The following is a 23,962-nucleotide window of genomic DNA, read 5'->3' as shown; positions in this document are numbered from 1 at the left end:
CCGCCTCCCGCATTCGTTGAGGCAGTATGTTCTTGTTTTGTTCTTTTGGAAGCGGAGTTTTGCACGGTAGGCGGGTGGCTTTTGAAGATGGTCAATGAAGGGTTGCGAGGACGCCCGGCCGTCTAATCGAGCGGCGTGATCTGCCCGTCGCGGATCGTCACCCGCCGGTCCATGCGCGCGGCGAGGTCGAGGTTGTGGGTCGCGACCAGGGCGGCGAGGCCGGAGGCCCGCACCAGCGACATCAGCACCGAGAAGACATGGCCGGCGGTGCCGGGATCGAGGTTTCCGGTGGGCTCGTCGGCCAGGAGCAGGCGCGGGCCGTTGGCGACCGCGCGGGCGATGGCCACCCGCTGCTGCTCGCCGCCCGACAGTTCCGCCGGTCGGTGGGAGAGCCGGGCCTGCAGGCCGAGGAAGGTCAGGAGTTCGGAGGCCCGCGCCTTCGCCTCGCCGCGCTTCAGGCCCCGGATGAGCTGGGGCATCATCACGTTCTCCAACGCGGAGAATTCCGGCAGGAGGTGATGGAACTGGTAGACGAAGCCCATCTCCTCCCGGCGCAGGCGGGTGCGCTCGGCATCGGCCATCGCGGAGGTCGGGCGGCCGCCGATATAGACCTCGCCCCCATCCGGCCGCTCCAGAAGGCCGGCGAGGTGGAGGAGCGTCGACTTGCCGGCCCCCGAGGGGGCGACCAGGGCGACGAGTTCCCCCGGCCAGATCGCGAGATCGGTCCCGCGCAGGATGTCGAGGGCGCCCTCGGCCTGGGCGTAGCGCCGCTCGACCTGCGCGAAGAACAGGGCCGGCACCGGCGGGGCATCGGCTGGCGGGGAGCCAGAGCTCATGGTGATGGCCTCAGCCGTAGCGCAGGGCCTGCACCGGATCGAGCCGGGCGGCGCGCCACGAGGGATACAGGGTGGCGGCGAGCGACAGGAGCAGCGTGGTCACGACCACCGCCGTGATCTCGCGCGGGTTCATCTCGGCGGGGATCTCGGCGAGGAAGCGCACCGTCGGATCCCAGGCGCCGGGGAAGAGGAAGCGCTGGATCGGCTTGATGTTCACGGTGATGAGGATGCCGAGCACCAGCCCCGAGAGCGTGCCCACCACCCCGATCAGCGCGCCGTTGATGAGGAAGACCCGCATCACCGTGCCCGGCGTCGCGCCCATGGTCCGCAGGATCGCGATGTCGCTCGACTTGTCGCGCACCAGCAGGATCAGGCCGGAGACGATGTTGAGCGTCGCCACCACCACGATCAGGCTGAGGATCAGGAACATCACGTTCCGCTCGACTTCGAGGGCCCCGAAGAACGTCCGGTTGCGCTGGCGCCAATCCGTCAGGAGCAGGGGCCGCTCGGCCGCCATCTCCAGGGGCTCGCGCATGTCGCCGACATGGTCGGGGTCATCGACGTAGATCTCGATCAGCGAGACGTCGCCCTCGCGGTTGAAGAAGGTCTGCGCCTCCGCAAGCGGCATGAACACGAAGGTCTGGTCGAACTCGGTCATGCCGACCTCGAACACCGCCTTCACCGCGTAGCTCTTGGTGCGCGGCGCCGTGCCGAAAGGCGTCGAGGCGCCCTTGGGCGTCGAGAGGGTGATCGTGTCCCCCGCCTGCAGGCCGAGGGAATCAGCCAGCCGCTTGCCGATCAGCACGCCGCTGCCGTCATCGAAGCCTTCCAGCGTGCCGCCCCGGACGGAGGTGGTGACGGCGGCCAGCGAATCGAGATCCTGGGCGCGGATGCCCCGCACCAGCACGCCCGAGCCGCCATATTGCGAGGAGGCGAAGGCCTGCCCCTCTACCAGCGGCACCGCCGCCTTCACCCCCGCGACCTTCGACAACCGGTCGGACAGGTCCTGCCAATCGGTGAAGGAGCGGTCGATGGGCGTGGCGAAGAGATGGCCGTTGATGCCGACGATCTTCGAGAGCAGTTCGGCGCGGAAGCCGTTCATCACCGAGAGCACGATGATGAGGGTGGCGACGCCGAGCGCGATGCCGAGCACCGAGAAGAAGGCGACCACCGACACGCCGCCGCCCCGGCGCCGGGCGCGGAGGTAACGGCCGGCGAGCAGCCACTCGAAGGGCGCGAAGGGCGGCGTGCCCGCCTTCATGTTCGCGGCGAAGCCGGAGGCCCAGTCCGCCGCGCGGCCCCTTAGCCGGCCAACCATCGGTGCGAGCCCCGCCATCGGGCCGCCTTAGACGCGCTTGATGCGGGCCAGGAGGTCGATGGAAGCGAGGCTCTCCCGCTCGCCGCCGGCCCGCCGCTTCAGCTCGATCTTGCCCTCGGCGAGACCCTTCGGCCCGACGATCACCTGCCAGGGCAGACCGATCAGGTCGGCGGTGGCGAACTTGGCGCCCGGCCGCTCGTCGCGGTCGTCGTAGAGGACGGAGAGGCCGGCGGCCTCCAACTCGCCCTGGATCTGCGCGCAGGCGGCATCGGTGCCCGCATCGCCGACCTTGAGGTTGATGAGCGCCACGTCGAACGGCGCCACCGCGTCCGGCCAGATGATCCCGGCTTCGTCGTGGGACGCCTCGATGATCGCGGCGACCAGCCGGCTCGGGCCGATGCCGTAGGAGCCCATGTGGACCGGGCGCTCGATCCCGTCCGGCCCGGCGACCTTGGCGCCCATCGGCTCGGAATACTTGGTGCCGAAATAGAAGATGTGCCCGACCTCGATGCCCCGTGCGGAGAGGCGGCTCTCCTCTGGGACCTCGGCGAAGGCGGCCTCCTCGTGCATCTCCTCCGTCGCGGCGTAGCGGGAGGTCCAGGCGTCCACGAGGCCCTGCAGCCCGGCGACGTCGTCGAAATCCACCGTCTCCGGCGGAGTTTCCATGTCGAGATAGGCGTGATCGCAGAACACCGCGCTCTCGCCGGTCTGGGCGAGGATGATGAACTCGTGCGAAAGGTCGCCGCCGATCGGGCCGGTGTCGGCGCGCATCGGGATCGCCTTCAGGCCGAGGCCGGCGAAGGTGCGCAGGTAGGCGACGAACATGCGGTTGTAGGCGTGCCGGGCGCCGGCCTGGTCGAAATCGAAGGAATAGGCGTCCTTCATTAGGAACTCGCGGGAGCGCATCGTGCCGAAGCGCGGCCGCACCTCGTCCCGGAACTTCCACGAGATCTGATAGAGGTTCTTCGGCAGGTCCTTGTAGGAGCGCACGCTCGCCCGGAAGATCTCGGTGACCATCTCCTCGGCGGTGGGGCCGTAGAGCATCTCGCGCTCGTGCCGGTCCTTCAGGCGCAGCATTTCCTTGCCGTAGGCGTCGTAGCGGCCGGATTCCCGCCACAGCTCGGCGGATTGCACCGTCGGCATCAGGATCTCGACGGCGCCCGCGCGGTCCTGCTCCCGGCGGATCACGTCGCACACCTTATTGAGCACCCGCAGGCCGAGCGGCAGCCACGCGTAGATGCCCGCCGATTCCTGGCGCACGAGACCCGCGCGCAGCATCAGCCGGTGAGAAACGATCTCGGCTTCCTTGGGCGTCTCGCGCAAGGTCGGCAGGAAGTAGCGGGAGAGACGCATCGATCGCTTCGAACGGGAGCCTTGCGGGGCTCGGTGGACCCGGCGCGGGGCACACAACACGTCACTGTGGCAAAATACAAGCGGATCATGGTTCCGGCGAAAGATCGCTCCGGTTTCTCACCGCGAGGATGCGCAACCGGGGCGCGAACACGCCGTTCCCCGTGGTCGGCAAAAAAGCGCAGATTTTTTCTCCGACCCCGGTGACAGCACGCATTGTTGTTCCTATAAGCGTGCCGCGATGTTTGCGACGCCCGAGAGGGCCGGCGCAGGGTCCGAGTCTCGGGAGGAAAAACCGGCCACCACGCAGGCAATGCGTCGGGTAAACCAAGGCCGAAAGACTGCCATTTCTAAAAGCAAGGCCTCGTGGCCTTGCTTTTTTGTTTGTGCGCACGCCGCCGAGATCATGGAACGGCCACCGAAGCCCTCCCATCACGGCCACGCTTACTTCAACCCCACGCTGTATTCGTGAGGCGCGGACCTCAGCAGATGCCGGCCTCGGCGAGTTCGCGGCGCCAGCAAGAGGCGGAGATCTGCGCGCCCTTCTCCGTGGAGAAGGCATAGGGCGACTGCCGCAAGGCGGACCCGTCCGGCCGGCGGATGATCCAGCGGAAGCTCGGCGACGCGCCCGTGCAGGGCACGATCTCGACGGTGTGGGTCTGATCGATCTGTACGCTCATGCAGCACTAACGTTCGCAACCGCGAGATTGCTCCGCGCGGTGTTCTGCGGAGCCCCCGGCTGTGGCGCGGATACCACAATGCCTGGTTGATCTGTCCCAGAACGGATAAGCTGCCACACTCTGCCCGAACCGGACCCGCAAGGATTGCGCATTCGAGGAACAGGAGCGGCGGAGCCGATGAACAAGCGCAGCCAGCAGGCGGACGAGGCGACGGTCGTGGCCTTTCCGGCCAGGCTCGCCCCGACGGTCGCCGACGAAGGCGTCGCGTCGGTGATCGAGGTGTTGCAGGAGCAACTCGTCCTGGCGCGCGAGGGCAAGCTCCGCTCGGTGGCGGTGGTGTCGGTCTCGGCGGACGGCGAGGCGATCGGCACGCAATGGTCCTGCCGCAAGGGCGACCTGACCAGCCTGATCGGCAAGCTGACCGTCCTCACCCACGACATGATGGCCTCCCGCGAGTAGCGCGGGGCGGGGCGCACCGTCCTACGGGGTGGGGCGTCCGCACAGCCGAACTCAAGCACACTTGCAACGCCCGGACCGCTCGCGGGACCGGGCGTTGAATCGTGACCGCGATCGCCAGCCTCCACGCCGGGCATAGCTCCCAGGCCCGATGGCAAACCGCGATGGTCCGCGCCGCCCGCGTCACGCCGGCGAATCGCGCTACAGTCTAAGGCATTTCCGACTGGGTCGGTCACTTCGATTGCACCAAACGATCCTGCGGCTAGCGAGTATTCATTGCGGTCGACATTGCCTTAGCGTGTCCGTATGCTGTTAGGAGGCGGATCTTGGTCCGGGATTTTCGTCATCGGACTGGATATGCATGTTTAGATAATTGGAGGGACTATGGGCCATTCAAGTATCAAATCGTTGTATAAGAGCCTATCTCCGAAATTCATGAAGAAAATAATTCGAGAGAATCGAATTAAGTTTATTAAACGTAACTACATTGATAATTATATAGTCGGAAAGCATCTCCGGCATGTGTTGCTATCCCGAGACATTGACCTTGTTATCGACGTAGGCGCGAACGGCGGGCAGTTTGCACGTCTTCTTCGGTCGAAGGCTGGCTACAAAGGCCCGATTCTCTCCTTCGAGCCTCAGCCGCACATGTTTTCACAAATACAAGAGCAGGCCAGGAAAGACCCAGATTGGAAAGTTTTCAATCTCGGCATCGGATCGTCAGCCTCAGTGCTGACGCTGAACGTCATGAGATCCAATGTCTTCAGCTCGTTCCTTCAACCGAAGGACGGATTGCTCTCGGACCTGAATGAAGTTGTCGAGACCGTCGAGGTTCCCGTTGCCCGACTGGACGCGCACCTGAAAAGCCTGAATGTTAAATACAGAAATATACTATTAAAGACCGATACGCAGGGCTACGACCTGGAGGTTATCAAGGGCGCCGAAGGTATTTTGGACGATGTACAAGCGATCGTGGCAGAGCTATCGTTTGTGCAGATTTACGAAGGGGCCCCTCGTCACACGGACATGATGAGTTGTTTCACCGCAATGAATTTCACCATGTCCGGCCTTTATCCCGTTTCGTTGTCGCACGGTCAGGCAATCGAGTGCGATTGCATCATGGTCAAGGCGAAAGAATCCGCCGTCAAAGATCACATGCCGTACATCGATGTTCTGGTTTAGAGCGGTCGATTGGTGAGCGACTTGTCACATCAAGTCGCCTCAAGCAGATCTCAACTCGGCGGGCGAACGATCCCGGGATCGATCTGGGCACCTTAGAAAATCTCAATAACAGCAAGACGCTTCAAACGTGTGGTGCTGCGCTGAGACGCGCGCCGATTCTTGAGGGATACTTTAGAGGTCACGATGCCGATGAAAGAAATGAGCGATCCCGCAACCCTTCTGCACACGACCACAAATCGTATGTTCATAGCGGCCATCGCCAAAACGTTGGTACAACGACAAATTATATCGGGCCCCGATCTCGCGAGTGAGCTGTCTCGCATGTTGGACGACATCAAGCGCAACAGCGGAGATCCGCAGATTATCGCGGAGATCGAGTCGATCGTCTCGATCGTGGCGCTCTGGAAGCCCTACCTGCCCCCGGACACCCCAGCCGAGAACGGATGAGGGCAGAGGCCTCGCCCTGCGGCGTGAGCCCGCCTCTCCGCACCCGCTACGGGCGCGAGAGCGGGCAAGCAAGTCGTCTGACGATGTTTGGGAGTTGATGGCTCCCCGAGCAGGACTCGAACCTGCGACAAGGCGATTAACAGTCGCCTGCTCTACCAACTGAGCTATCGGGGATCGCGGGGGTGTCTCTACACAGCGCTGGCGGAGGGCGCAAGCCCTGTTTGCCGGGATAAATGCCGGCGATGCCCCCGTGGCCGAAAGGCAACGCCAGAGGCAGACGCCAAACGCCGAAAGCCCCGGCCTTGCGGGCGGGGCTGCGTCGAACCGAGCGATCGAGAGAAAGAAAGGATGGAGGCCTCGGAGGGAATCGAACCCCCGTACAAGGATTTGCAGTCCTCTGCGTCACCACTCCGCCACGAGGCCATCCGGTCGCGGCGCAAGGCCGCGCGGGGCCTGGCGGATGGCCCCGGAGGCCGCGTCTCTAGCAGAGGTCGGCCCCGGCAGGCAACGGGCGAGACGCACCCAATTCAGGTCTGCCACACCCGCGGCATCGGCAGGCCGCGATAGGCCGCCGTGAACCGGGCCATGCGCTCGCGCAACGGCCCCACGATCGGCCCGAGCATCCGCAGGACGAGATGCCCGTTCCAGGCGCTTGCCGCCGCCTCGATCCCCTCCTCCGGCCGCTCCAGCCCGGCGAGGATCGCGCGGGCCTCCTCCAGCCGGGGCTCGGCGCCGGGGGAGGCGTCGAGCAGGGTGGCCGCCGCCCCGGCGCCGCCGCCGATGGCGGGGCGGGCCAGCAGGTCCGTGACCGGGCCTTCGAGGAGGGCCGTGTCGGCATAGGCGAGGCGCCCGCCCCGCCGCACCCGCCACGCGTCGACGAACAGCCCCTGCCCGATCCGCTCCCGCCGGGCCGCCCGGCCGAAGGCGACAATCTCCACCGCCAGCAGCCCCGCATCGGCCGCGAGGTCCACTTCGAAGCGGCGGCGCAGCCGCGCGTGGTCGAACAGGATCGTCTCCTGCGGCAGCCACGCCAGCCGCGCGCCCTCCCCGATCCGCACCCGGTTCTCGATCACGCTCTCCGGCCCGTCCGAGCGGTAGATCTTCTCCGCCGCCGTGGTGGTGAAGACGAGGTCGCTGCCGCCCGCGAGGTCGAGATCGACGTGGAAGACGTCGCCGCAGGCGATGCCGCCCGCCGTGTTGACCAGCACCGCCTCCGGCACGTCCCCGACCCTGGGAAAGCGCAGGCGCGAGGGGCCGGATTCGGCGAGGTCGCGCAGGCGCGTCGGCCCACCCTCCCCGCTTGGCCCCACCGCGAGGCGGATCGTGCCCATAGAGCGCTGCCGCATGGGAGCGCCGATTGCCTTTTCCGTGTGCATCGCCCTCACCCGCGCGCTGCCTGTTCCGCAGGCAACGGCTCCGGCGAGGACGGCCGGTCGAGGATGCGGCGGCCGAACAGGCTCGCCACCAGTTCGACGAGCACCCGTGCCGAGCGCCCGCGCTCATCGAGGAACGGGTTCAGCTCGACCACGTCCAGCGAGCCGACGAGGCCGCAATCGTGCAGCATCTCCATGATCAGATGCGCCTCGCGGAAGGTGGCCCCGCCCGGCACTGCCGTCCCCACGGCCGGCGCGATGGACGGGTCGAGGAAGTCGATGTCGAAGCTCACATGGAGATGGGCGCCCGCCTCGGCCGCCCGTTCCAGCACCCGGCGCAGGGGCGCGACGACGCCGAACTCGTCGATCTCCCGCATGTCGGTGACGCCCACTTTCCGGGCACGGACGAGGGCGCGCTCCCCGGCATCCACCGAGCGCAGGCCGAAGAGATGGACCCGGCGCGGGTCCAGCGGCGGCGGCGCCGGCTGGCGGAACAGGGCCGCGAAGCCGGGCTCGCCGCAGAGCGCCGCCAGCGGCATCCCGTGGACGTTGCCGGAAGGCGAGGTCTCCAGGGTGTTGAAGTCGGCATGGGCGTCGAGCCACAGCACCATCAGCGGCCGCCCGGTGCGGGCGCAATGGCGCATGGCCCCATCGACGGAGCCGAGCGAGAGGCTGTGGTCGCCCCCGGCGGCCAGCGGCACCGCCCCTGCGTCGAGCGCCGCCTCGACGGCCTCCGAGAGCGCCTGCGCCCAGGCGGCCACCGCCGGCAGGCCCGTGGCGCCGGGCGCGAGGCCGGTGGGGGCGATGTCGCCCCTGTCTTCCACCGCGTGGCCGAGGTCCCGCAGCGTGCGCACCAGCCCGGCGGTGCGCAGGGCCGCCGGCCCCATGAGCGCGCCCGGCTCGTGGGTGCCGACCTCGATCGGCGCGCCGATCAGGGCGATGCGCTGCGGGGCCGCGTCGGACTCATGCATCGTCGCTCTCTCCGGACTGACGGCCCGGCTTTAGCAGAGACCGGACCGCGCCGGCATGACGGCGCCGGTTTGTGATCGCTCCGGGGCTTCAATCCACGGTTTTGCCCAAAAAACTGGCACGGCCATTGCCTAAGCCTGCGACGTCTCGTGCAGACGACAAGGGGAAGACCGTGAAGACTTGGAAGACCTGGAGTTCGGCCGCCGCGCTGGCCGCCGGCCTCGCCCTCGGTACGCTCTCGACGGGCGCCGCACGGGCGGAAGAGACCATCAAGGTCGGCATCCTCCACTCGCTGTCCGGCACGATGGCGATCTCGGAGACGACCCTCAAGGACGTCATGCTGATGCTCATTGCCGAGCAGAACGCCAAGGGCGGCGTCCTCGGCAAGAAGCTGGAGCCGGTGGTGGTCGATCCGGCCTCGAACTGGCCGCTCTTCGCCGAGAAGGCCCGCGAGCTGATCTCGAAGGACAAGGTCTCGGCCGTGTTCGGCTGCTGGACCAGCGTCTCGCGCAAGTCGGTGCTGCCGGTGTTCAAGGAACTCGACAACATCCTGTTCTACCCCGTCCAGTATGAGGGCGAGGAGAGCGAGCGCAACGTGTTCTACACCGGCGCCGCGCCCAACCAGCAGGCGATCCCGGCGGTGGATTACCTGATGTCCGAGGATGGCGGCGGCGCCAAGCGCTGGGTGCTGGAGGGCACGGATTACGTCTACCCGCGCACCACCAACAAGATCCTCGAAGCCTACCTCAAGTCCAAGGGGGTCGCGGCCGAGGACATCATGATCAACTACACACCGTTCGGCTTCTCCGATTGGCAGACCGAGGTCTCGAAGATCAAGGCGTTCGGCTCGGCCGGCAAGAAGACCGCCGTGGTCTCGACCATCAACGGCGACGCCAACGTGCCGTTCTACAAGGAACTCGGCAACCAGGGCATCAAGGCCACCGACATCCCGGTCGTCGCCTTCTCGGTGGGTGAGGAGGAACTCGCGGGCATCGACGCGAAGCCGCTGGTCGGCCACCTCGCGGCCTGGAACTACTTCGAGTCGATCAAGACGCCGGAGAACGAGGAGTTCATCAAGAAGTGGCAGGCGTTCAAGAAGAACCCCAAGGCCACCACCAACGACCCGATGGAGGCGAGCTACATCGGCTTCAACATGTGGGTGAAGGCGGTCGAGAAGGCCGGCACGACGGATCCGGACAAGGTCATCGCGGCCCTGCCGGGCATCGAGCAGAAGAACCTCACCGGCGGCACCGCCCAGATGCTGCCCAACCACCACATCACCAAGCCGGTCTTCATCGGCGAGATCGAGGCGAACGGCCAGTTCGACGTGGTGTGGAAGACCGACAAGCTGATCCCCGGCGAGGCGTGGTCGAAGCAGCTCGACGGCTCGAAGGACCTCGAGGCCGATTGGGTGAAGCTCAATTGCGGCAACTACAACACCAAGACCAAGAAGTGCGGCGGGGCGTAGCCGCCTGAACCTCCCTCCCCCCGCCCGGGGGGAGGGACCGTCCGGCCCGGCCCACCCGAAATGACCCGATGACCCGCCTCCTTACCCTCCTGTTCCTGCTCCTCGCCGCCCCGGCGCTCGCGCAGGCGCCCGACCCCTACGCGCAGCTTGCCGGCGACGGCTATGCCGAGATCGAGGCCGGCGTCGCGGGGCTCGCGGCGAGCGGCGATCCCCGGGCGGGGACCGTCCTGTCCGCCCTATCGGACGGGCGCCTCCTGGCGCGGCCCTCGGATAAGGCGCTCTTCATCCGCCAGGGCAACGCGCTCACCGACGCGAAGACCGGCGCCGCCGCGCCCGACGATCCCGCCCTCAAGCCCGTGCGCGCCAACAACCGCGTCCGCCGGGGCATCGAGGCGGCGCAGGGCCAGTTGAACCTCGTGAGCCCCGATCCGGCCAAGCGCCGGGAGGCGGCGGATGCCGTGTTCAAGGCCCGCGACGCCGCCGCCCTCCCCGCCCTCGACACCGCGCTGGCCCGCGAGAAGGACGCTGGCGTCAAGCAGGTGATGAGCGAGGCCCGCGCGGCCGTCCTCCTCGCCAAGCCCGGCACGTCCGAGGCGGACAAGCTTGCGGCCCTGCCCGCCATCCAGGCGCGGGGCGACGGCGACGCGATGGGCATCCTGCGCGGCCTCGGCGCCGACCCGAGCGAGGCGGTGCGCGCCGCCGCCGGCCGGGGCATCGCGGCCATCGAGACGCGGCTCGCGATCCTTGGGGCGCTGCAGAACGTCTGGTACGGAATCTCGCTCGGCTCGGTGCTGCTGCTGGCGGCGATCGGGCTCGCCATCACCTTCGGCGTGATGGGCATCATCAACATGGCCCACGGCGAGATGGTGATGCTCGGGGCCTACACGACCTACCTCGTGCAGGAGGCGATCCGCACCAAGGCGCCCGCCTTGTTCCCGTGGTCGCTGGCCATCAGCATCCCCTGCGCCTTCCTCGTGGCGGGGCTCGTCGGGGTGCTGATCGAGCGGTTCATCATCCGCTTCCTCTACGGGCGGCCGCTGGAGACCCTGCTCGCCACCTTCGGCGTCAGCCTCGTGCTCCAGCAGGCGGTGCGCTCGCTCTTCGGGCCGACCAACCGCGAGGTCGGCGCCCCGGCCTTCATGAGCGGCGCCTTCGACTTCTACGGCCTCGCGATCACCTGGGGCCGGATGTGGATCATCCTGTTCTCGCTGGCCGTGTTCATCGGCCTGCTGTTCGTGCTGCGCAAGACCTCGTTCGGGCTGAAGACCCGCGCCGTCACCCAGAACCGGCGGATGGCCGCCGCGATGGGCATCCGCACCCCTTACGTCGATGCCCTCACCTTCGGGCTCGGCTCCGGCATCGCGGGCATTGCCGGCGTGGCCCTGTCGCAGATCGACAACGTCTCGCCGAATCTCGGCCAGGGCTACATCATCGATTCGTTCCTCGTGGTGGTGTTCGGCGGCGTCGGGAACCTCTGGGGCACGCTGGTCGCGGCCCTGACGCTCGGCGTCGTGAACAAGCTCGCCGAGCCGTATGTCGGCGCGGTGCTCGCCAAGATCGGGCTCCTGATCTTCATCATCCTGTTCATCCAGAAGCGCCCGCGCGGGCTGTTCGCGCTCAAGGGCCGGGCGGTGGAATCGTGAGCGCCATGCCCCCCCGCACCCGCCTCATCGACCTGAAGGGCTGGATCTTCCTCGGCGTGCTGGCGCTCTTCTGCCTCGCCGTGCCGGTGCTGAACCTCGCCGTGCCGGAGGGCTCCGGGCTCCACCTGCCGACCTATCTCGTCTCGCTGTTCGGCAAGTACCTCGCCTACGCCCTGCTGGCCGTCAGCCTCGATCTCGTCTGGGGCTATTGCGGCATCCTCTCGCTCGGTCACGGGGCGTTCTTCGCGCTGGGCGGCTACGCGATGGGCATGTACCTGATGCGCCAGATCGGCTCGCGGGGCGTCTACGGCAATCCGGTCCTGCCCGACTTCATGGTGTTCCTGAACTACAAGGAACTGCCCTGGTACTGGCTCGGCTTCGACCACTTCGCCTTCGCGGCGCTGATGGTACTCCTCGTGCCGGGGCTGCTCGCCTTCGTGTTCGGCTGGCTCGCCTTCCGCTCGCGGGTGACGGGGGTCTACCTCTCGATCATCACGCAGGCGATGACCTACGCCCTGATGCTCGCCTTCTTCCGCAACGACATGGGCCTCGGGGGCAACAACGGCCTCACCGACTTCAAAGACCTACTCGGCTTCAACGTCCAGGCCCAGAGCTTCCGGGTCGGCATCTTCGTGGCGACCGGTGTCGCCTTGGCACTCGGCTATCTCATCGCCCGGGTGATGACGGTGTCGGCGTATGGAAAAATCCTGATCGCCGTGCGCGATGCCGAGAGCCGCACCCGCTTCCTCGGCTACCGGCCGGAGCACTTCAAGACGCTGGCCTTCACCGTCTCGGCGATGATGGCGGGCGTGGCCGGCGCCCTCTACGTGCCGCAGGTCGGCATCATCAACCCCGGCGAGTTCGCGCCCGGCAACTCCATCGAGGCGGTGATCTGGGTCGCCGTCGGCGGACGCGGGACGCTGGTGGGCGCGGCGCTCGGCGCCGTGATCGTCAACTACGCCAAGACCATCCTGACCGGGGCGATGCCCGATGCGTGGCTCTTCGCACTCGGCGCCCTGTTCGTGGTGGTGACGCTGTTCATGCCGCGCGGCATCGTCGGGACGCTCATGGAGAAGTTTGGCAGCCGCCGGGCGGCGGCGAAGCTCCCGCCGGAGCCCGAGATCGCTCCGAAGCTCGCGGAAGAGGGACGAGGCTCGTGAGCGCCACCGCCGTGATCGACCGCCCGGCGACCGCCGCCGGCCCGGCCAACAAGACCAAGGTGACGGGGGCGCTGCTCTACGTCGACGATCTGCGTGTGACCTTCGACGGCTACAAGGCCCTGCGCGGCCTGTCGCTGACGTTGCTGCCGGGGGAGATGCGGGCGATCATCGGCCCGAACGGCGCCGGCAAGACCACGATGATGGATTGCATCACCGGCAAGACGAAGCCCGACAGCGGCATCGCCCTGTTCGACGGCGCGCACGACCTCCTCGCCCTGGACGAGCCGGCCATCGCCGACCTCGGCATCGGCCGTAAGTTCCAGAAGCCGACCGTGTTCGAGAGCCACACGGTGGCCGACAACGTCCTGCTGGCACTGAAGGGCCCCCGCGCGGCGGCGGCCTCCCTGTTCGGCTGGCGCAACCGGGTGGCGGCCGAGCGCATCGACGCGATCCTCACGACGGTCGGCCTCATCGCCCACCGCGCCCGCCCGGCGGCGGACCTCAGCCACGGCCAGAAGCAATGGCTGGAGATCGGGATGCTGCTGGCGCAGGACCCGAAGCTCCTCCTCGTGGACGAACCGGTGGCGGGCATGACCGACGCCGAGACCGCCCAGACCGCCGAGCTGCTGCGGCGGATCGCGGGGGACCACGCGGTGGTGGTGGTGGAGCACGACATGCATTTCGTGCGGGCGCTCCAATGCCGCGTCACCTGCCTGCACGAGGGCGCGGTGCTGGCGGAGGGCTCCATCGACGCGGTCTCGGCCGACCCGAAGGTGGTCGAAGTGTATCTGGGGCGGTGACCATGCTGAGCGTCGAAGGCATCGACCTGTATTACGGCGCGGCGCAGGCCCTGCGCGGCGTCTCGCTGACCGCCGAGGCCGGGCGGGTCACGACCGTGCTCGGGCGCAACGGCGTCGGCAAGACGTCCCTGCTCCGGGCCATCGTCGGGCAGCAGCCGGTCAAGGGCGGGGCGATCCGCCTCGACGGTCGGGAGATCCAGGGGCTTGCCCCCTACGACCGGGCGCGGGCGGGCATCGCCTTCGTGCCCCAGGGCCGGGAGATCTTCCCCCTGCTCACCGTGAAGGAGAACCTGGAGACCGGCTTCGCGCCCCTGAAGCGGCGCGACCGCCACGTGCCCGCCGAGATCTACGACCTGTTCCCCGTCCTGAAGGACATGCTGCACCGGCGCGGCGGCGACCTCTCCGGCGGGCAGCAGCAGCAGCTCGCCATCGGCCGCGCCCTCGTCACCCGCCCGAAGCTCCTCGTCCTCGACGAGCCGACGGAGGGCATCCAGCCCTCGATCATCAAGGACATCGGCCGGGCCATCACCTACCTGCGCGGCAAGGGCGAAATGGCGATCGTGCTGGTCGAGCAGTACTTCGAATGGGCGCGCGACCTCTGCGACAGCTACGCCGTGATGGATCGCGGGCAGGTCGTGCTGGCGGGGCCTCGCGCCGGAATGAACGAGGCCGAGGTGCTGCGCTGGATGTCGGTGTGAGCGGAAACCACGCATATCCGGCGCGGGACCGCAGGGTCCTTAAATCTCCCTCAAGGCAAAGCGCCTAGCGTCCCCTGCAATCCGAATTTGCAGGGATCTGTTATGCGTCTTTCTTCGCGGCTGAGTGCGCGCCTTCCGGCGATGACGATCGGCTTGGCCCTCATGAGCGCTGCGACCATGGGGGGTATCAGCTGGTACTCGGCGCGGACGAGCCTGCTGAAGGCGGCGAGCGAGCGGCTTCACCTCGCCGCCTCGGCCCGGCAGGACAGCATCGAACTCACCGCCGACCGGATGCAGGCGGATTTCGTCGCGGTGGCGGCGCATCCGCAGATCGTCTCGAACTTCCCCGACCTGATCGAGACCCTCGATCCCGCCAAGCCCGAGACGGCCGGCATCGTGGACGCCTTCCGTGCGCCCAAGGCCGTCGCGGACCGGATCGCCCTCGACGGCGGCCCGGCGGCGGGCATGTACGGGCGCCGGCACGGCAAGGTGCAGGAGATCGCCCGCAAGCTCGTGGCCCAGCCGGGCTATGCCGACCTGATGTTCCTCGATGAGGCGGGCCGCGTCGTCTACACGACCACGAAGGGCGAGGATTTTGCCGCCACCGTCGCGGACGGCCCGCTGAAGGCCACCGGCCTCGCCCGCCTCGTGGAGCGCCTGAAGGCGGCCGAGCCGAACGCGGTCCTGTACGAGGATTTCGCCCCCTACCCCGTGGGCTCCGGCCCCTCGGCCTTCGTCGGCCGGGCGATGTCGAAGCGCGCCAACGTCGCCATGGGCACCTCGCAGGCGGTGGAGCGGATCGGCTTCGTCGTGATGCGCGTGACCCCCGGCCTGTTCGATCAGGTGCTCGCCAAGCGCACCGGGCTCGGTGAGACCGGGCAGGTGCTCGCCGCCGGGCCGGACGATGCCCTGCGCAGCAACCCGCCCCTCGCCCCGCAGGCGAAGGCCGGCTCGCCGGTCTCGGGGCTCGGCCTCAAGGTCGCCGACATCACCGGCCGCGAGGGCTTCACCTTCGAGGCCGCCGACGGCCCGCAGATGGGCGCCGCCGCGACGGTCTCGGTCCTCGGCGCGCCCTGGACCGTGATCGCGGAGCAATCGCAGGCGGAGGCTCTTGAGGACGCGCAGGCGCTCTCGCGCACCCTGGTGATGATCGGCCTGATCGTCCTCGCCGCGACGGCCGCGCTCGGCCTGTGGCTCGCCCGCTCCATCGTGCGCCCGCTCGGCGCCCTCACCCGCGCCCTGAAGGCGCTCGCCGCCCGCGAGGATCTGGCCGAAGTGCCGGGCAGCCGCCGGGCCGACGAGATCGGCGACATCGCCCGCGCCGTCGTGACCATCCGCGACATGACGCTGGAGGAGGCCGCGCAGCAACTGAAGACCACCGAGGCCGCGCGCCTGCGGGAGGAGCAGGCCCGCCGGGCGATGCTGACGGACCTCGCGGACCGGTTCGAGCACTCGGTGGTGGGCATCGTCGGCGAGGTGACGGGGGCGGTGTCGAGCCTGGAGGGCACGTCGGGCACCATGCGCCACGCGGTCGGCGAGACGTCGAGCCGGTCGGCCAACGTGGCGAGCGCCGCCCACCAGACCGCCGCCAGCGTCAACACCGTGGCGGCAGCGGCGGAAGAGCTTGGCGCCACGGTCGCCGAGATCAGCCGTCAGGTCGAGCAGGCGGCCGGCATGTCGGACGCGGCGGTGCAGGAGGCGCAGCGCGCCGGGCAGACGGTGGCGGACCTCTCCGCCGCCGCCACCCGCATCGGCGACGTGGTGCGGATCGTCTCGGCCATCGCCGGGCAGACCAACCTCCTGGCCCTGAACGCCACCATCGAGGCCGCCCGCGCGGGCGAGGCCGGGCGCGGCTTCGCCGTGGTGGCGAACGAGGTGAAGGAACTCGCCGCGCAGACCTCCCGCGCCACGGACGAGATCGGCCAGCAGGTCGCCTCGATCCAGACCGCGACCGGCGGCGCCTCGGAGGCGATCCACTCCATCGCCGCGCAGATCGAGGCCATGAACCGCACCACCACCGGCATCGCCGCGGCGGTGGAGCAGCAGGGGGCGACGACGCAGGAGATCGTGCGCAGCATGGGCCAGGCGTCGGAGGGCACCAGCGCCATGACCTCCGACATCGCCGAGGTCGCCCGCGTCGCCGACGAGGCGGGCCGCGCGGCCTCCTCGGTGGCCGCCGCGACGGGGCAGCTCTCCGCGCAATCGGAGCGGCTGCGGGCCGAGGTCGCGCAGTTCCTGCAGAACGTCCGGGCGGCCTGAGGGCGCTTACGCCGCCCGCGCGGCCGGCGCTTCCGGCGCCGGCTCCGCCGGCCTGCCGCCGGAGAAGTCCCGCGCCGCCAGGGGCAGTTCGAGGGCCGCGCAGAGGCCGCCCTCGGGGCGGTTCTCCAGGATCAGCCGCCCGTCATGGGCCTCCACGATGGCCTGGACGATGGACAGGCCGAGGCCGAAGCCGCTCGCCGCGTTGAGGTTGCGCGCCCGGTCGCCGCGCACGAAGGGCTGGAGCATCGTCTCGCGCTCCGCGTCGGGGATGCCCGGCCCCGTATCGAGGACGCAGACCCGCACCCCGCGATCCGAGCCCTCCATCACGAGGCGGGCCTGCCCGCCGTACTTCACGGCGTTGTCCACGAGGTTAGTGATCGCCCGCTCCAGCTCGTCGGGCTGGCCGCGCACGAGGACGTGGCGGCTCCGCTCCACGGCGACCGGGGCGCCGATATCCGCGAAGCCGTCGCAGACGGTCTGCACCACCGAGGCGAGATCCACGAGGCTGTGGCTTCCCGCGTCCCGCTGCTGCCCGTCGCGGACGAAGGACAGGGCCGCCTCCACGAGGCCGTTCATCTGGTCGAGGTCGCGCAGGGTCGCGGCCCGCGCCCCCTCGTCCTCGATGAACTCGGCGCGCAGGCGCAGCCGGGTGATCGGCGTGCGCAGGTCGTGGCTGATGGCGGCGAGCATCTGCGTGCGGTCGTCGATGAGGCGGCGCACGCGGGAGCGCATCCGGTCGAGCGCGCTCGACACCGCCAGCACCTCCTGCGGCCCGGCCTGCGGCAGGGCGACGTGGTCGTCCCGCGCGCCGAAGCCCTCCGCCGCGCTGGCGAGCCGGGCGAGCGGCGCCGTGAGCGCCCGCGTGGCCCAGACGCAGAGCAGGGCGAGCGTCAGGGCCAGGAACACGCCCGTGAAGATCAGCGCGCCCTGGCGGGGCGGGCGCAGGGGATCGTCGGCGAGCGTCGCGCGGAACATCGCGCCGTTGCCGGTGGCGATGCCGACATGCAGGTACTCGCCGTCCCCGGTGGGCCGGAGGCTCGTCACCGTTACCGGGCGCCCGGCGGCGGCGCGCAGGCGGCGGATCACCGCCCGGTCGGGCGCCGGCTCGGCCCCCTGCGGCGCCACCCCGTCCCAGGGCTCGACCTCGACGAGGGGCAGGGAGCGCGCCCCCGCCGCGATCAGCGCGGGGCGGACGGAGGGTTCGGCCACGTCGAGGAGGCGGGCCAGGACGCCGACCCGCGCCGCCGCGACGCCGGGCAGGGCGTCGGGGTTCTGCGGCTCGTGGAGCAGGAAGAACGAAGCGGTGGCCACCACATGCGCCACCGCGATGCCGGCCACCACGAGGAGGGCGATCTGCCCCGCGATACTGCGCGGGCGCAGGCGGGCCCGCAGACCGGCCAGGGTCATGACCGCGTGACCTCGGGCGTGAACAGGTAGCCGCCGGAGCGGATGGTGCGGATGTATTCGGGGTTGCGCGTATCGATCTCGATCTTCTGGCGGATGCGCGAGACCAGCACGTCGATGCTGCGCTCGAACGGCCCCGCCGCCCGCCCCTGCGTCAGGTCGAGGAGCTGGTCGCGGGAGAGCACCCGCCCCGGCCGCAGGCAGAGGGCGTGGAGCAGGTCGAACTCGGCGCCGGTGATCGACACCCGCGCCCCCTCGGGGCTGAGGAGTTGGCGCAGAGAGACGTCCAGCGTCCAGCCGGCGAAATGGAGGCGCTTGCGCTCGTCCGGCTCCGGCGCCTCGGCCGAGACCCGGCGCAGGATCGCGCGGATGCGGGCGAGCAGTTCGCGCGGGTTGAACGGCTTGGCGAGGTAATCGTCCGCCCCGAGTTCGAGGCCGAGGATGCGGTCGACCTCCTCCGACTTGGCGGTGAGCATCAGGATCGGGATCTGCGAGGTCTCGCGCAGGCGCCGGCACAGGCTGAACCCGTCCTCGCCCGGCAGCATCAGGTCGAGGACGATGAGGTCGATCCGCGCCTCGGCGAGCGCCCGCTCCATCTCGCGGCCGTCGCCGGCCAGCGTCACGCGGCAGTCGTTGCCGCGCAGGTAGCGCGCCACGAGGGCCGAGATCTCGCGGTCATCTTCCACCACAAGGATGTGGGGTGTGGCGGGAGCGGTCATCGCGCGGGAGTCTAGGAGTGGATCGGCGAGCGTCATCCCCGGATTATGGACCGGCCGCGCCGATATTCGAAGATCGCGGAGGGAACCATTTTGTAAACCGGTGTTTCCGACCCCGCGAGATCAATCGGGGACCGTCCATGACAGGGACCGCACGCATCGAACCGCGCCCGCCGGAACTGGCCTCTCCGTGGCGGACGGAGGCCCGCGCCGCCCTCCAGGCCGAGGCCCGCGCCTTCGCCCGCGACACCGTCCTGCCGCTGGCCGACGAACTCGACCGGCACAAGGCCGAGATGCCGCGGTCCCTGATCGCCGCGATGGCCGACCGGGGCTGGTTCGGCATCACCATCCCCAGGGAACACGGCGGGATGGGCCTCGGGGTGTTCGAGTATTGCCTCGTCTCCGAGGAACTGGCCCGGTCCTGGCTGTCGGTGGGCTCGATCCTGGCGCGCGGCCAGGGGCTCGGCACCCAGACCCTCGACCCGGAGCGCCGCGCCGACCTGATGCGCCGCTCGGCGCGGGGCGAGTGGATCGGCTCGATCTCCCTGTCCGAGCCCAATGCCGGCTCGGACCTCGCGGGCGTGACGACGAAGGCCGTGCGCGAGGGCGACACCTGGGTGCTCACCGGCCGCAAGCGCTGGGCGGGTTTCGCCAAGGGCGCGCATTTCATCGAGGTCCTGGCCCGGACCCATGAGCCGGGGCCCGGCGAATCGCGCTCGGCCGGGCTGGAGCCCTTCCTCGTGGTGAAGGAGCCCGGCACCTTCCCCGCGAACATGACCGGCCGGGTGATCGACAAGATCGGCTACCACGGCTTCGAGACCTTCGAACTCGATCTCGACGGCGTGCGGGTGCCGGAGAGCGACCGCCTCACCGGCCTCTACGGCGACCAGGGGGCGGATGCGGATTCCGGCGGGTTCGCCGCCGTGCAGCGGGGCCTCAACATCGCCCGGGTCCACACCGCCGCGCGGGCGGTGGGCGTGGCGCGGGCGGCGGTGGAGGATTGCCAGCTCTACCTGCAGGAGCGGGAGCAGTTCGGCCACCCGATCGGCGACTTCCAGGCGCTGCGCTTCGCCTTGGCCGACATGGCCGCCGAGGTCACGCAGGCCCGCGCCTTCTGGCAGCAGGTGGCCCACCTCCTCGATGAGGGCGAGCCGGCCGAATCCGAATCCGCGATGGTGAAGCTCACCTGCACGGAGATGGCGGTGAAGGTGACGAACCAAGCGATGCAGCTGCACGGCGGCAACGGCTACACCACCGAGCGCCGGGTGGAGCGCTATTGGCGCGATGCCCGCCTCACCACGATCTTCGAGGGCACCAGTGAGATCCAGCGCCGGATCGTCAGCGACAGGATGCTCCCGCGCCCCTGAGCCCGTGCGGCGAATCGTCGAACCGGACTCCTCACCACCCCGCTGCCGGCTACCTGAGCAGCGAGGGATGTCATCCGCCGCCCGTGCGGCGGCCCAACCGGTATGCCAGTGTCCAAGCCTATCAGCGATTACGCCCTCGTCGGCGACACCCATTCCTGCGCGCTGATCGCCCGCGACGGCTCGGTCGACTGGCTATGCTGGCCGCGCCACGATTCCCCCGCCCTGTTCCTCAAGCTCCTCGACGACGAGAAGGGCGGCTCCTGCGCCATCGCCCTCGACGGGCTCGACCGGACCCATCGGCGCTACCGGCCCGAAACCAACATCCTCGAGACGACCTTCGAGACGCGCACCGGCCGCGCGGTCCTCACCGACGCGATGCCCGTGAACCCGCCCGCCCCCGAGCCCGAGGAGGGCCCGGACGGCGAGGGCGAGAGCCGGCTGATCCGCCGCCTCACCTGCGAGGAGGGCACGATCGAAGGCCGCTTCACCGTGCGCCCGACCTTCGACTACGCCCGCCGCCCCTGCGAGCCGATGGACGACCGCGGCTCGGTGCTGTTCGAGGCGGGCGATTGGCGCCTGCGGGTCAACGCCTCCCCGGCCCCGCGCATCGCGGACGAGACCGCCATCGTGACGTTCCGCCTCAAGGCGGGCGAGACCGCCTACCTCGTCCTCACCCATGGCGAGGACAACGAGGACGCCGCGATCGAGGATCTGGCCGGCGCCGACCGGCGGATCGCCACCACCGAGGAATACTGGCACCGCTGGAGCGCCCGCTGCACCTATCGCGGCCCCTACCGGGACATGGTGCTGCGCTCGGCGCTCTGCCTGAAGCTCCTCACCTATTCGCCCTCCGGCGGCATCGTCGCGGCGGCGACCGCCGGCCTGCCCGAGGCGGTGCCCGGCAACCGCAACTTCGACTACCGGTTCACGTGGATGCGCGACGCCGCCTTCACGGTGACGGCCTTCGTGATGCTCGGCTACGTCCGCGAGGCCTCCGAATTCCTGCGCTTCCTGCGCGAGCGCGACCCCACCTACGGCCGCGACACGCGGCTCATGTACGGCGTCTGCGACACGATCCCGCCCGAGGAGGCGCTGACCCATCTCTCCGGCTGGAACGGCATCGGGCCGGTCCTCATCGGCAACGCCGCCGAGGACCAGGACCAGCACGACATCTACGGGGAGTTGCTGCGCGCCCTCTGCGTCTTCCTCGAAGCGGTCGATTACAACCCGCCCGAGAAGGTCCACGACCGCCTGCCGGAGGTGCTCGACAACCTCACCGACCGGGCGATCCGCCACCGGCACGACGCCGACAACGGCATCTGGGAATTGCGCACCGGGCCGCGCCAGCAGTTCCACACCAAGGCGATGCTCTGGGTGGCGCTCACCGACGCCGCCCGGATCGGCCGCCACATCCGGGGCGTGCCGGAGGACAGAATCGCCGAATGGGAGCGGGTCGCCGCCGAGATCCGCGCCGAGTATCTGGAGAAGGGCTGGAGCGAGGGGCGCGGCGCCTTCACCGGCGCCTACGGCTCGCACCATCTCGACGCCGCCGTGCTGCGCGTCGCCCTGTTCGGGGCCATCGACCCCTCCGATCCGCGCCTGCGCTCCACCCTGGCGGCGGTCGAGCGGGAACTCGGCGTCGGCGACCTGATCTACCGCTACCGGATGGAGGACGGGTTCGAGGGCGACGAGGGCGCCTTCACGGCTTGCGCCTTCTGGCGGGTCGGCTGCCTCGCCCTCGACGGCCGGACGGGGGAGGCCAAGGCCGCCTTCGAGCGGCTGGTCGCGCGCGGCAACGATGTCGGCCTGTTCGCGGAGGAGATCGACCCCGCCACCGGCGAGCAGCGGGGCAACACCCCACAGGGCTTCTCCCACATGGCGCTCATCAACGCCGCCCTGCGGCTCGACGCGTCCATCGCGAAGTTCGGCCTGCCCGGCGACGGCGCGGCCGAACCGGAGCGGCGCGCAGCCGAATAGGCCCACTATCAACTGGTTGTGATCCGCTACCCGAATGATGTCTTTCCGTTCACCGGAGTCGATCTTCTGAATTCGCCAGCATCCTGTCTTTAATTTTTGCCGACCAGCTTGGCGGCATCGGTTGGAGACAGGCAATGTTACGGTTGGCGGACCTCAAGGTTCTGACGAAGCTCACGGGCGTGATCGGGTTGATCGCGGTGATCGTCGGGGGATGCATCTGGTACGCGCAGGGGCGCATGACCCAGATCGACGATGCCTACAGCGCCTTCATCGACCAGGAGGCGGAAGCCGCCATGCTGGCGCGCCGCACCAACCGGCTGATCTTCGAATTGAACTTCTGGGTCTTCCGGGTCATCGCGGAGACCGAGGACGGCCAGATGCAGGCCGCCAGCCGGGGCTTCGACGCGGCCGTGCCGGCGATGAAGCAGGCGCTCGCCGAGTTCCGGCAGAAGGCGCCGGCCTTCGCGGACCGGATCGAGGCCCAGGCCGCGCGCATCGAGCGCTTCATCCAGGATACCGGCGAGGTCCGCCGCCTCGGCATGTCGAACCAGAACGCCGACGCCATCGCCCTCGTCCACCGTGCCATCGACCCGAACTTCACCGCCATGGTCGAGGAGGGCAACAAACTCGGCGACGCCATCCGCGACAGCATGCGCCAAGGGTCGGCCGAGCTCTCCACCCAGACCAACGCCACCCGCCACACGCTGATGGCCTTCAGCGGCCTCGGCATCCTGGCCGGGTTCCTCGTCGCGTTCCTCGTGGCCTCCTACGGCATCACCCGCCCCCTCGGCAGCCTCGTCACGGTGCTGCAGCGGATGGCGAAGGGCGAGATCGACGCGCAGATCCCCGAGGCGCGGCGCGGCGACGAGATCGGCGCCGTCGGCAAGGCGGTTGAGGGCATCAAGGCGATGGTCGCCCAGAAGGCCGCCGAGCAGGCCGAGATCAAGCGCATCGCCGACGAGGCCGCCGCCCGCGAGCGCAAGCGCACCATGGTCGAGTTGGCGGACGGCTTCGAGGCGGCGGTCGGCGGCATCGTCGGCATGGTCTCCTCCTCGGCCACCGAGTTGCAGGCCACCGCCCAGCAGATGAGTTCGGCCGCCGGCGAGACCGCCGCGCAATCGACCACCGTCGCGGCCGCCGCCGAGGAGGCCGCCTCGAACGTCGGCACCGTCGCGGCGGCGGCGGAAGAACTCGGCACCTCGGTGCAGGAGATCGGCCGGCAGGTGCACGGCTCCGCGACGCTGGCCCAGGCCGCCGTGGGCGAGGCCGACCAGACCGCCGCCCTGGTCCAGGCCCTGCGCCAGACCTCGGCGCGGATCGGGGACATGGTCGGGTTGATCTCGAACATCGCGTCGCAGACCAACCTGCTGGCGCTGAACGCGACCATCGAGGCCGCCCGCGCGGGCGAGGCCGGGCGCGGCTTCGCCGTGGTGGCCGCCGAGGTGAAGGAGCTGGCCAACCAGACCGCCAAGGCGACCGACGAGATCGCCGGGCAGATCGGCGAAATCCAGGGCGTGACGGATCAGGCGGTCTCGGCGATCGGCGCGATCACGGGGCGGATCCGCGAGATCAACAGCGTGGCGACGTCCATCGCGGCGGCCGTGGAGCAGCAGGGGGCGGCGACTCAGGAGATCGTGCGCAACGTGGCCCAGGCCTCGGCCGGCACCTCGGAGGTGACGAGCAACATCGTGGGCGTGGCGCGAGCCTCGGAGGATACCGGCGCGGCGGCACAGCAGGTCCTGTCGGCCTCCGGCGAGTTGTCCCGCCAGTCCGAGCACCTGAATGCCGAGGTGACGCGCTTCCTCAACACCGTCCGCGCGGCGTGATCGGGAGACGAGAAAGCCCCCCGCCCTGACCGG

General features: G+C 69.3%; 20 protein-coding genes and 2 tRNA genes. 12 read left to right on the top strand and 10 right to left on the bottom strand.

Going from position 1 to position 23,962, the window contains the following annotated elements:
• Positions 1 to 122 precede the first annotated feature (122 nt).
• From AAHF99_RS16440 to AAHF99_RS16425, 4 genes are all read right to left on the bottom strand, one after another.
• Positions 123 to 836 carry an ABC transporter ATP-binding protein gene (locus tag AAHF99_RS16440; protein WP_342165544.1) on the bottom strand — a complete coding sequence of 238 codons (714 nt, stop codon included), beginning with the start codon at positions 834 to 836 and terminating at the stop codon, positions 123 to 125.
• Positions 837 to 846: 10 nt separating this feature from the next.
• Positions 847 to 2,097: a lipoprotein-releasing ABC transporter permease subunit gene (locus AAHF99_RS16435; RefSeq protein WP_342165566.1), complete on the bottom strand. Its 1,251-nt coding sequence runs from the start codon at positions 2,095 to 2,097 to the stop codon at positions 847 to 849.
• A gap of 84 nt (positions 2,098 to 2,181) precedes the next feature.
• Complete coding sequence (gene proS, locus AAHF99_RS16430; protein ID WP_243957001.1) at positions 2,182 to 3,507, bottom strand: proline--tRNA ligase; 1,326 nt, start codon at positions 3,505 to 3,507, stop codon at positions 2,182 to 2,184.
• Positions 3,508 to 3,986: 479 nt separating this feature from the next.
• Positions 3,987 to 4,184: a hypothetical protein gene (locus AAHF99_RS16425; protein ID WP_342165543.1), complete on the bottom strand. Its 198-nt coding sequence runs from the start codon at positions 4,182 to 4,184 to the stop codon at positions 3,987 to 3,989.
• Positions 4,185 to 4,361: 177 nt separating this feature from the next.
• Between AAHF99_RS16425 and AAHF99_RS16420 the strand changes: the two genes are divergently transcribed.
• The 3 genes from AAHF99_RS16420 to AAHF99_RS16410 all read left to right on the top strand — a co-directional run bounded on the left by AAHF99_RS16420 (position 4,362) and on the right by AAHF99_RS16410 (position 6,269).
• Positions 4,362 to 4,643 carry a hypothetical protein gene (locus tag AAHF99_RS16420; RefSeq protein WP_342165541.1) on the top strand — a complete coding sequence of 94 codons (282 nt, stop codon included), beginning with the start codon at positions 4,362 to 4,364 and terminating at the stop codon, positions 4,641 to 4,643.
• 432 nt (positions 4,644 to 5,075) lie between these two features.
• On the top strand, positions 5,076 to 5,822 hold the full coding sequence (locus AAHF99_RS16415; RefSeq protein ID WP_342165540.1) for an FkbM family methyltransferase: 747 nt from the start codon (positions 5,076 to 5,078) through the stop codon (positions 5,820 to 5,822).
• A gap of 183 nt (positions 5,823 to 6,005) precedes the next feature.
• Positions 6,006 to 6,269, top strand: a complete 264-nt coding sequence (locus AAHF99_RS16410) for a hypothetical protein (protein WP_342165539.1) — start codon at positions 6,006 to 6,008, stop codon at positions 6,267 to 6,269.
• Between the two features lie 98 nt (positions 6,270 to 6,367).
• On the opposite strand, the gene AAHF99_RS16405 is transcribed toward AAHF99_RS16410, so the two are convergent.
• The 4 genes from AAHF99_RS16405 to rocF all read right to left on the bottom strand — a co-directional run bounded on the left by AAHF99_RS16405 (position 6,368) and on the right by rocF (position 8,613).
• Positions 6,368 to 6,443: transfer RNA gene (locus tag AAHF99_RS16405), tRNA-Asn, on the bottom strand.
• A 175-nt stretch (positions 6,444 to 6,618) separates the two neighbouring features.
• A tRNA-Cys gene (locus tag AAHF99_RS16400) sits at positions 6,619 to 6,692 on the bottom strand.
• Positions 6,693 to 6,796: 104 nt separating this feature from the next.
• Positions 6,797 to 7,615 carry an urease accessory protein UreD gene (locus tag AAHF99_RS16395; protein WP_342165538.1) on the bottom strand — a complete coding sequence of 273 codons (819 nt, stop codon included), beginning with the start codon at positions 7,613 to 7,615 and terminating at the stop codon, positions 6,797 to 6,799.
• 35 nt (positions 7,616 to 7,650) lie between these two features.
• On the bottom strand, positions 7,651 to 8,613 hold the full coding sequence (rocF, locus tag AAHF99_RS16390; protein WP_342165537.1) for an arginase: 963 nt from the start codon (positions 8,611 to 8,613) through the stop codon (positions 7,651 to 7,653).
• 170 nt (positions 8,614 to 8,783) lie between these two features.
• On the opposite strand from rocF, the gene urtA reads away from it, so the two are divergent.
• The 6 genes from urtA to AAHF99_RS16360 all read left to right on the top strand — a co-directional run bounded on the left by urtA (position 8,784) and on the right by AAHF99_RS16360 (position 16,639).
• The gene (gene urtA, locus AAHF99_RS16385; protein ID WP_243957036.1) at positions 8,784 to 10,079 is read left to right on the top strand and encodes an urea ABC transporter substrate-binding protein; all 1,296 of its coding nucleotides are present in this window, start codon (positions 8,784 to 8,786) and stop codon (positions 10,077 to 10,079) included.
• 68 nt (positions 10,080 to 10,147) lie between these two features.
• Entirely contained in the window at positions 10,148 to 11,722 is a 1,575-nt protein-coding gene (gene urtB / locus AAHF99_RS16380) for an urea ABC transporter permease subunit UrtB (protein ID WP_342165536.1), read from the top strand.
• Positions 11,723 to 11,727: 5 nt separating this feature from the next.
• Positions 11,728 to 12,882, top strand: coding sequence for an urea ABC transporter permease subunit UrtC (gene urtC, locus AAHF99_RS16375; protein WP_342165565.1), 1,155 nt, complete (start codon positions 11,728 to 11,730; stop codon positions 12,880 to 12,882).
• Complete coding sequence (urtD, locus tag AAHF99_RS16370; RefSeq protein ID WP_342165535.1) at positions 12,879 to 13,682, top strand: urea ABC transporter ATP-binding protein UrtD; 804 nt, start codon at positions 12,879 to 12,881, stop codon at positions 13,680 to 13,682. Before urtC ends, urtD begins: the two co-directional genes overlap by 4 nt.
• 2 nt (positions 13,683 to 13,684) lie before the next feature.
• Positions 13,685 to 14,380 carry an urea ABC transporter ATP-binding subunit UrtE gene (gene urtE / locus AAHF99_RS16365; protein ID WP_243957054.1) on the top strand — a complete coding sequence of 232 codons (696 nt, stop codon included), beginning with the start codon at positions 13,685 to 13,687 and terminating at the stop codon, positions 14,378 to 14,380.
• 102 nt (positions 14,381 to 14,482) lie between these two features.
• Positions 14,483 to 16,639, top strand: coding sequence for a methyl-accepting chemotaxis protein (locus tag AAHF99_RS16360; RefSeq protein ID WP_342165534.1), 2,157 nt, complete (start codon positions 14,483 to 14,485; stop codon positions 16,637 to 16,639).
• Positions 16,640 to 16,645: 6 nt separating this feature from the next.
• Here the strand turns inward: AAHF99_RS16360 and AAHF99_RS16355 are convergent, their stop codons facing one another.
• Together AAHF99_RS16355 and AAHF99_RS16350 are read right to left on the bottom strand one after the other, a co-directional pair.
• Positions 16,646 to 18,046: an ATP-binding protein gene (locus AAHF99_RS16355; RefSeq protein WP_342165533.1), complete on the bottom strand. Its 1,401-nt coding sequence runs from the start codon at positions 18,044 to 18,046 to the stop codon at positions 16,646 to 16,648.
• Positions 18,043 to 18,762: a response regulator gene (locus tag AAHF99_RS16350; RefSeq protein WP_243952482.1), complete on the bottom strand. Its 720-nt coding sequence runs from the start codon at positions 18,760 to 18,762 to the stop codon at positions 18,043 to 18,045. The genes AAHF99_RS16355 and AAHF99_RS16350 overlap by 4 nt, the downstream gene beginning before the upstream one ends.
• A 137-nt stretch (positions 18,763 to 18,899) precedes the next feature.
• On the opposite strand from AAHF99_RS16350, the gene AAHF99_RS16345 reads away from it, so the two are divergent.
• From AAHF99_RS16345 to AAHF99_RS16335, 3 genes are all read left to right on the top strand, one after another.
• Positions 18,900 to 20,126 (top strand): acyl-CoA dehydrogenase family protein, encoded by a 1,227-nt coding sequence (locus AAHF99_RS16345; RefSeq protein WP_342165531.1) that lies wholly within the window; start codon positions 18,900 to 18,902, stop codon positions 20,124 to 20,126.
• 108 nt (positions 20,127 to 20,234) lie between these two features.
• Positions 20,235 to 22,103, top strand: coding sequence for a glycoside hydrolase family 15 protein (locus tag AAHF99_RS16340; protein ID WP_342165530.1), 1,869 nt, complete (start codon positions 20,235 to 20,237; stop codon positions 22,101 to 22,103).
• 134 nt (positions 22,104 to 22,237) lie between these two features.
• Positions 22,238 to 23,929, top strand: a complete 1,692-nt coding sequence (locus tag AAHF99_RS16335; protein ID WP_342165528.1) for a methyl-accepting chemotaxis protein — start codon at positions 22,238 to 22,240, stop codon at positions 23,927 to 23,929.
• Positions 23,930 to 23,962 lie beyond the last annotated feature (33 nt).

Origin of the sequence: Methylobacterium litchii, from assembly GCF_038442315.1 — a bacterium.
Classification (GTDB): Bacteria; Pseudomonadota; Alphaproteobacteria; order Rhizobiales; family Beijerinckiaceae; genus Methylobacterium; species Methylobacterium litchii.
This window is presented reverse-complemented; position numbering and strand designations above follow the sequence as displayed.